A 7,835-nucleotide genomic window follows, 5' to 3' on the forward strand; every position below is an offset into this window, starting at 1 on the left:
TTCTCCGCTGGCGGGCGGCTCGCCGGGGCGTGCCAGCACGGTGGTCGCCCCTGCTTCGGCGCACAGACCGGAGAGCCCGTCACCGGGGACGACCACGACGACCGCCCGCTGGACGGGGTCCCGGTGGGCGCGGATCCGGTCGGCGGCGAAGTGCGTGATCCGGATCCGGTAGGGCCGGCCGGCCTCGACCCCGGCCTCGACGGCCGCCCCGGCGTCGTCGACGTGGACGTGGACGTTCCACAGGCCGTCGCCGCCGACCACGACCAGGGAGTCCCCCAGGGCGTCCAGCCGGCTCCGCAGCCTGGCGACCGCGTCGTCGGCGGCCTCCAGGAGGTAGATGACCTCGAAGGCCGGGCCGCCGTCCGGATCCGCGTCCGCGCAGTCGCCGGTCCCGGGCAGGGCCTCGGGGTCGGGCAGGACGGCGTGTTCCCCCGCCCGTCCGCCGACCGCTTCCAGCAGTGCGCCGAGCACGGTCACCAGGCCCTGTCCGCCCGCGTCCACGACGCCCGCGCGCCCGAGGACGGCGAGCTGGCCGGGGGTGGCGGCGAGAGCGGCACGCGCCCCTTCGTACGCCGCCTCGACCACGTCCTCGATGCCCGCGCTCCCGTCCGTGGCCCCGGCTGCCCCGGCTGCGGCCGCGGCGACGGTGAGCACCGTGCCCTCGACGGGATGGGCGACGGCCAGCCGTGCCGCTGCGGCGGCCTCCGTCAGTGCGGCCCGCAGGTGATCCGCGTCACCCGCCTCGGACAGGACGGAGGCCATGCCGCGCAGCAGCTGGGCCAGGATGGTCCCGGAGTTCCCCCGGGCACCGATCAGCGCGCCGTGGGCCATGGCCCGTACGGCATCGGCGGGGGCGGGCACCGTGGAGCCGGTCTCATGGGCGGCGAAGACCGCTTCGACGGCCGCGGACGCCGATTCGACGGTCAGATACAGGTTGGTGCCGGTGTCCCCGTCGGCGACGGGATAGACGTTGATGGCGTCGATGGCCGTCCGCTCCCGGCCCAGGGCTTCCAGGGCCAGTGAGCACCAGGTGCGCACCGCGACGGCGTCGAGAGCGTCGGGGGACTGCGGCACCGTTGGTCCTCCTTGGGGCGGCCGTGGGGGGCTGGCTGCACCGCAGGGTAGCCCTCGTGCGCGGGCCCCTCGGGCACAGGTGCGGGACGGAGCGCTCGGGGAGCCGTGGTAGTTTCGTATCTCCGAAGCAGCCGTTGTATGCTGCTTCGGTTGCCCGACGAAAGCCGGGCCAATCCCTCCGGTACCGCCACTTCAGTAAAATGATTCCGGCGCGCCGGAATTCACTGTAAGTGCATCTGAAGTCTTTGGAGTGACCCGTGGCTGCCAACTGCGACGTTTGCGGCAAGGGGCCGAGCTTCGGCAACAGCATTTCGCACTCGCACCGCCGTACGTCCCGTCGCTGGAATCCCAACATCCAGCGCGTGCGTGCAGTGGTCGGTCGGACGCCGAAGCGGCTCAACGTCTGCACCTCGTGCATCAAGGCCGGCAAGGTCGCGCGCTGACGTCCCCGTCGTAGCGCAGCCTTCCGGTTGCCCAAAAAGCCGGTCCACCTCGGTGGACCGGCTTTTTGCTGTGCTTCAGCGGGCGGTGCGGGCGAGCCAGCCGTGATCGACGGGGCCGATCCCGCCGCCCAGCGCGAAGCCGGCCCGGATCGCGCCGGTGACGTACTCCTTCGCGCCCCGCACGGCGGTCGGGACGTCCTGGCCGCGGGCGAGTCCGCACGCGATGGCGGAGGCGAGGGTGCAGCCCGTGCCGTGGGTGTGCCGGTTGTCGTGCCTGGGGGCGCGCAGCCAGTGCTCCTCGCTGCCGTCCGTGAGCAGGTCCACGGCTTCGCCGGGCAGATGACCGCCCTTGATCACCACCCAGCGCGGTCCGTACGCGAGGATCTCCGCGGCGGCCCGGCGCATCCCCGGTTCGTCGGTGACGGTGATCCCGGTGAGCTGCGCCACCTCGTCGAGGTTGGGGGTGGCCACCGTGGCGACGGGCAGCAGCCTGGTGCGTACGGAGTCGAGTGCTTCCGCGGCCAGCAGCGCGTCCCCGTGCTTGGAGACCCCGACGGGGTCGACGACGACGGGTGCGCCGGTCCGGGCGAGGAGTTCCGCGACGGTGTCGACGAGGGTGGCCGAGGACAGCATGCCGGTCTTCACCGCCTGGACGCCGATGTCGTCGACGACGCTGCGGTACTGGGCGCGGACCGCGTCCGCCGGCAGCTCCCAGGCGCCCTGCACGCCCAGCGAGTTCTGGGCGGTCACCGCGGTCAGTACGCTCATTCCGTGGGTGCCGAGGGCGAGCATCGTCTTCAGGTCGGCCTGGATGCCCGCACCGCCGCCGGAGTCGGATCCGGCGACGGTGAGGACACGGGGCGGTATCGGGGCAGGTGCGCTCATGCCCCGGAATCTACTGGGCGTCCTCGATGGATCCGAAATGGTCCCAGCCGCCCTTGCTCGTCCAGGGCGCCCCGTCGACGGTGACCTGGGGCAGCGCCGAGGGGTTGAGTACCTCTCCGATGACCTTCCAGCGCGCGGGGAGCTTCACGTCGGACGGGAACGTCGCCACGATGGCGTGGTCCTCTCCCCCGGTGAGCACCCACTGCAGCGGGTCGACCCCGACGGCCTGCCCGATGTCGGACATCTGCGTCGGGATGTCGATGAGCCCGGAACGCAGGTCGATGCGGACCTTGCTGGCCTCGGCGATGTGGCCGAGGTCGGCGACGAGTCCGTCGCTGACGTCGGTCATGGCCGTCGCGCCGAGCCCGGCCGCCGCCGGACCCGCGTGGTAAGGCGGTTCGGGGCGCCGGTGGGCCTCGACGAACGCACGCGGCGAGCGGAATCCCCGGGAGAGCACGGCGAACCCGGCCGCGGACCAGCCGAGCCACCCGGTGACGGCCACGACGTCCCCGGGCCGTGCGCCGGCCCGGGTCACGGGTTCGTGGTTGCGCAGGTCGCCGAGCGCGGTGATGGCGACGGTGATGGTGTCGCCGCCGACCACGTCGCCGCCGACCACGGCCGCGCCGGCGACCTGGCATTCGTCGCGCAGGCCGTCCATCAGCTCGGCGGCCCAGGTGACCGGCAGGTCCGCCGGCACGACGAGACCGAGCAGCAGCGCGGTGGGCACGGCGCCCATGGCCGCGATGTCGGCGAGGTTCTGGGCGGCCGCCTTGCGGCCGACGTCGTACGCCGTCGACCAGTCGCGGCGGAAGTGCCGCCCTTCCAGCAGGATGTCCGTACTGGCCACGACCCTGCGGTCGGGAGCGGCCACGACCGCGGCGTCGTCGCCGGGCCCCAGCCGTACCGCCGGAGTGGTGGTGAGCCGGGAGGTGAGCTCTCTGATGAGCCCGAACTCCCCCAACTCGCCCACGGTTCCCTTCACCGAGTCTCACCTCTCATATATCGCACCGGACACCTGTCCGGGCTGCTTCAGCGGCCGGAGGCCCGGACCGTGGGCGGACGGCCCACGGGTGCCGGTGGCCCCGGGACGTGCAGGCGTCACTGTCCCTCTCCCGCACCGGTGGGCTTGCGGTCGCGAGCCCCCACTGCTGTCGGTACCGTCAAGGGATACGTCAACTTCTGTGGTGCGTACGCCACGCTGTGGGCGACAACCGGCCCGCAGGTCTCCCCGCGGCCCGGGGCGACGCGATAACGTGGCGTCCCTTTCCCCCACATGATCCTCGTGGCCGCCCTGGAGGTTCCGTGGTACAGGCGTACATCCTTATCCAGACCGAGGTGGGCAAGGCGTCGATCGTCGCCGAGACCATCGCGAAGCTCCCGGGAGTGATCCAGGCAGAGGACGTCACAGGCCCTTACGACGTGATCGTGCGCGCGCAGGCCGACACGGTCGACGCGCTCGGCCGCATGGTGGTCGCCAAGGTCCAGCAGGTGGACGGCATCACGCGCACGCTGACCTGCCCGGTCGTCCACCTCTGACCCCTGTCTACGCTGGTCCGGTGACTCACACCCGCCGCCGGCCCCCCCGTTCCCGTGTCCTCGCTCCGTCCGCCGCCCTGTTCGTGCTGGCCGCGGCGGGCTGTTCCTCCGGCGGTGCCCAGCCCTCGGTGACGGTTCCCGCCCCGTCACCGGAGGCAGCCGGGTACTGCGGGAAGCTGCACGAGGCGCTGCCGGAGACCGTCGCCGGTCTGGAACGGAGCGATCCCTCGCCGGATTCGGAACTGACGGCCGGCTGGGGTGACGGGGCGATCGTACTGCGCTGCGGCGTCCCGCGGCCCGCGAAGATGGACGATCCCCAGTCCGACGCCGTGGACGCGGACGGCGTCAATTGGCTGCTGGAGCAGCGCGATGACGCCGGTCCGCGGTTCACGACCACCTACCGCAAGGCGTACGTCGAGGTGACGCTCGGGACGGAGTACGCCCATGACATCACCCCTCTGTCCGCGTTCGCCGTGCCCGTGAGGAAGACGGTCCCCGACAGCCTTTGAGGGCCGCCCCGCGGGACGGCCCTGGACGCGGGACAGCCCTCGGAGGTCAGCGCAGGCCGGTGGAGCGGTTCAGCGCGGACGTGATCAGCCGGTCCACCAGTTCCGGGTACTCCACACCGCTCGCCTGCCACATACGGGGGAACATGGAGATCGGGGTGAACCCCGGCATGGTGTTGATCTCGTTGATGACGAACGTGCCGTCCTCGGTGAGGAAGAAGTCGGCGCGCACCAGGCCCTCGCAGGAGGCCGCCTCGAAGGCCTCGACGGCGAGCCGCCGCACCTCGGCGGTCTGCTCGTCGGTGAGCGGTGCGGGGACCAGGCCGGCCGCCGAATCGATGTACTTGGCCTCGAAGTCGTAGAAGTCGTGCGCGGTGACGGGCGGGATCTCCGCGGGCACGCTGGCGCGCGGTCCGTCCTCGAACTCCAGCACGCCGCACTCGATCTCCCGGCCGCGCAGCAGGGACTCCACGATGAACTTGGGGTCGTGCCGGCGGGCCTCGTCGATCGCCTCGTCGAGCCCTGCGGCGTCGTCGACCTTGGTGATGCCCACGGAGGAGCCGCCGCGGGCGGGCTTCACGAAGAGCGGCCAGCCGTGCTCGGCCGCGAATTCCATGATGCGCTTGCGGGCTGCGGGCCGGTCCGACTCCCACTCCCGGGGGCGGACGACCTCGTAGGGGCCGACCGGCAGCCCGAAGGAGGTGAACACCCGCTTCATGTACTCCTTGTCCTGGCCGACGGCCGAGGACAGGACACCTGCGCCGACGTAGGGCACACCGGAGAGCTCCAGGAGGCCCTGGAGCGTGCCGTCCTCGCCGTAGGGGCCGTGGAGCATGGGGAAGACGACGTCGACCTCCCCCAGGGCCGTGGGCACCGCACCCGGTTCGCCCACGACGACGTCCCGGCTGCCGGGGTCGACCGGGAGCGTCACGGAGCCCCGCGCGGACTCGGCCAGCTGGTCCACGTCGGGCACCCGCCGGTCCGTGATGGCCATGCGGGCCGGGTCGTCGGACGTGAGGACCCAACGCCCGTCCCTGGTGATGCCGATCGGCAGGACGTCGTACTTCGTCCGGTCGATGGCGCTCATGACGGCACCGGCCGTGACGACCGAGATGCCGTGTTCGGAGCTCCGGCCGCCGAACACGACGGCCACACGGGGCTTGCGGCCCGGCTCGGAGCTCTGCTCGGAGCTCAGGGTGCTCTCAGGGCTCTGGGGGAGGTTCTGGCTGCTCATATCGCGATGAGCGTACCTGCTGGTAGGGCTTGAGTCAGCGCCGCTCCGGCTTGGCGCTGCGCGACATCAGCTCCTTGAGCGCGACCACCGGCGGCTTGCCCTCGTGGACGATGCCGACAACCGTCTCGGTGATCGGCATGTCGACGTCGTGCCTGCGTGCCAGATCGAGCACGGATTCGCAGGACTTGACGCCCTCGGCGGTCTGGCTCGTGGCGGCGACGGTCTCCTGGAGCGTCATACCGCGCCCGAGGTTGGTACCGAAGGTGTGGTTGCGCGAGAGCGGCGAGGAGCACGTCGCCACCAGGTCACCGAGTCCGGCCAGTCCGGAGAAGGTGAGCGGGTCGGCGCCCATGGCGAGCCCCAGCCGGGTGGTCTCGGCGAGGCCACGGGTGATGAGGGAGCCCTTGGCGTTGTCACCGAGGCCCATGCCGTCGGCGATGCCCACGGCGAGACCGATGACGTTCTTCACCGCGCCGCCGAGTTCGCAGCCGACCACGTCGGTGTTGGTGTACGGCCGGAAGTACGGGGTGTGGCAGGCGGTCTGGAGGCGCCGGGCGACATCCTCGTCCGAGCAGGCGACGACGGCGGCCGCGGGGCGGCGTTCGGCGATCTCCTTGGCGAGGTTGGGGCCGGTGATGACGGCGATCTTGTCCGGGGTGGCCTTCGTGACGTCCTCGATGACCTCGCTCATCCGCTTGGCGGTGCCGAGTTCGACGCCCTTCATCAGGGAGACGAGCACCGTGCCGGGCTCCAGGTGCCGCGCCCAGTCGGCGAGGTTGGCGCGCAGGGTCTGCGAGGGCACGACGAGGACGGCGAAGTCGGCGCCGCGCAGTGCCTCGGCGGGATCGGTCGTGGCACGGACCGAGGCGGGCAGCTCGACGCCCGGCAGGTAGCCGGGGTTGGTACGGGTCGTGTTGACGGCCTCGGCGACCTCGGCGCGGCGGCCCCAGAGGGTGACCTCGCAGCCGGCGTCGGCGAGGACCATGGCGAAGGCCGTACCCCATGAGCCGGTTCCGAAGACGGCCGCCTTTGCGGGGTGCGTCACGTCGATCCCTTTCCCTCTGCCCTGCGCCGCTGTTCGGCGCGGGCCCTGCGGTGATCGTAGAGCTGGGCGGGGGCCTTCTCGCCGCGCACCTCCTCGAGCTGGGCGGTGATCGCGGCCATGATGGTCTCGGTCGCCTGGCGCAGGACCTCGGGCGTCGGCTCCAGGCCGTAGTAGCGGGAGAGGTCGACCGGCGGGCCGGCCTGTACCCGCAGGGTCTTGCGGGGGAACAGCTGGAGCTTGTTCTCCTTGGCGTAGGGCGGCATCGCGAGGTTGGCACCCCACTGGGCGACGGGGATGACCGGGGCCCTGGTCATCAGCGCGACCCGGGCGGCGCCGGTCTTGCCGGCCATCGGCCACATGCCGGGGTCGCGGGTGAGCGTGCCTTCGGGGTAGAAGGCGACGCACTCGCCCCGCTCGATGGCGTCGACGGCGGCCCGGAAGGCGTCGAGCGCGTCGGTCGTCTCGCGGTAGACGGGAATCTGTCCGGTGCCGCGCAGGATCATTCCGACGAAAGGCGTCCTGAACAGCTGGGCCTTGGCGAGGAGCCGCGGCACACGTCCGGTGTTGTACTGGAAATGCCCGTACGAAAGCGGGTCCAGATACGAGTTGTGATTGACCGCGGTGATGAATCCACCGTCGGCCGGAATGTGTTCCATTCCCCGCCAGTCCCGCTTGAACAGAACCACCAGGGGCGGTTTCGCGATGACCGCCGCCAGGCGGTACCAGAAGCCGATTCTACGGCGGGACACTCGGACGCCTTCCTCTGGGGGGACGGGGATGCTGCGGGGCTCGCGGTGGTGCTGCCTCGCTCCGGGGCCCCCTGGTGCGTGGAGAACACCGTACGCCTCACCCGTGGGGGCGGACCTCCGGGTTGTCGCACCGGCAGGCGAGAATAAGGGCTGACGCGTACGGAGGGGGAGATCGCCACGAACACCGACCCGACCGGCCCCTGGTCCCTGGTCGTCCCGCTGAAACCGCTCGCCCGGGCCAAGAGCAGGCTCGCCCGGGCGGTGGGCGGGGACCTGCGGCCGCGCCTGGCCCTGGCGTTCGCACAGGACACCGTGTCGGCCGCGCTGGCCTGCCGGGCGGTGCGGGATGTGGTGGTCGTCACG

Annotated in this window: 9 protein-coding genes and 1 pseudogene; 4 read left to right on the forward strand and 6 right to left on the reverse strand. The window is 71.8% G+C overall.

Features of this window, described 5'->3' with window-relative positions; genetic code table 11:
- On the reverse strand, positions 1-1,074 hold a 1,074-nt coding region (locus VN520_RS36435; protein ID WP_325751242.1), incomplete at its 3' end, for a DAK2 domain-containing protein.
- Between the two features lie 257 nt (positions 1,075-1,331).
- Between VN520_RS36435 and rpmB the strand changes: the two genes are divergently transcribed.
- Positions 1,332-1,517, forward strand: a complete 186-nt coding sequence (gene rpmB, locus VN520_RS36440; protein WP_003965989.1) for a 50S ribosomal protein L28 — start codon at positions 1,332-1,334, stop codon at positions 1,515-1,517.
- 75 nt (positions 1,518-1,592) lie between these two features.
- Here the strand turns inward: rpmB and thiD are convergent, their stop codons facing one another.
- Both thiD and VN520_RS36450 read right to left on the reverse strand, forming a co-directional pair.
- On the reverse strand, positions 1,593-2,402 hold the full coding sequence (gene thiD, locus VN520_RS36445) for a bifunctional hydroxymethylpyrimidine kinase/phosphomethylpyrimidine kinase (protein ID WP_325751243.1): 810 nt from the start codon (positions 2,400-2,402) through the stop codon (positions 1,593-1,595).
- A 10-nt stretch (positions 2,403-2,412) separates the two neighbouring features.
- Positions 2,413-3,384: a thiamine-phosphate kinase gene (locus tag VN520_RS36450; RefSeq protein WP_325751244.1), complete on the reverse strand. Its 972-nt coding sequence runs from the start codon at positions 3,382-3,384 to the stop codon at positions 2,413-2,415.
- A 320-nt stretch (positions 3,385-3,704) separates the two neighbouring features.
- Between VN520_RS36450 and VN520_RS36455 the strand changes: the two genes are divergently transcribed.
- Positions 3,705-3,938 (forward strand): Lrp/AsnC family transcriptional regulator, encoded by a 234-nt coding sequence (locus tag VN520_RS36455; protein WP_056791028.1) that lies wholly within the window; start codon positions 3,705-3,707, stop codon positions 3,936-3,938.
- 20 nt (positions 3,939-3,958) lie between these two features.
- A complete protein-coding gene (locus tag VN520_RS36460) occupies positions 3,959-4,447 on the forward strand; it encodes a DUF3515 domain-containing protein (RefSeq protein ID WP_325751245.1) in 489 nt (162 codons plus the stop codon).
- A 46-nt stretch (positions 4,448-4,493) separates the two neighbouring features.
- On the opposite strand, the gene VN520_RS36465 is transcribed toward VN520_RS36460, so the two are convergent.
- From VN520_RS36465 to VN520_RS36475, 3 genes are read right to left on the reverse strand one after another with little or no spacing between them, the layout of a single operon-like run.
- Positions 4,494-5,678, reverse strand: a complete 1,185-nt coding sequence (locus VN520_RS36465; protein WP_325751246.1) for a D-alanine--D-alanine ligase family protein — start codon at positions 5,676-5,678, stop codon at positions 4,494-4,496.
- Between the two features lie 34 nt (positions 5,679-5,712).
- Positions 5,713-6,723: an NAD(P)H-dependent glycerol-3-phosphate dehydrogenase gene (locus VN520_RS36470; protein ID WP_325751247.1), complete on the reverse strand. Its 1,011-nt coding sequence runs from the start codon at positions 6,721-6,723 to the stop codon at positions 5,713-5,715.
- Complete coding sequence (locus tag VN520_RS36475) at positions 6,720-7,472, reverse strand: lysophospholipid acyltransferase family protein (protein WP_325751248.1); 753 nt, start codon at positions 7,470-7,472, stop codon at positions 6,720-6,722. The genes VN520_RS36470 and VN520_RS36475 overlap by 4 nt, the downstream gene beginning before the upstream one ends.
- 150 nt (positions 7,473-7,622) lie before the next feature.
- Here VN520_RS36475 and VN520_RS36480 point away from each other — a divergent pair.
- A pseudogene (locus VN520_RS36480) lies at positions 7,623-7,835 on the forward strand (2-phospho-L-lactate guanylyltransferase); the annotation flags it as partial.

Source organism: Streptomyces sp., from assembly GCF_035563135.1.
Lineage (GTDB): Bacteria > Actinomycetota > Actinomycetes > Streptomycetales > Streptomycetaceae > Streptomyces.

Bases quoted from the DNA above. Each gene is read 5' to 3' on its own strand.
- thiD (WP_325751243.1), bottom strand. From the start codon at position 2,402: ATGAGCGCACCTGCCCCGATACCGCCCCGTGTCCTCACCGTCGCCGGA.
- VN520_RS36465 (WP_325751246.1), bottom strand. From the start codon at position 5,678: ATGAGCAGCCAGAACCTCCCCCAGAGCCCTGAGAGCACCCTGAGCTCC.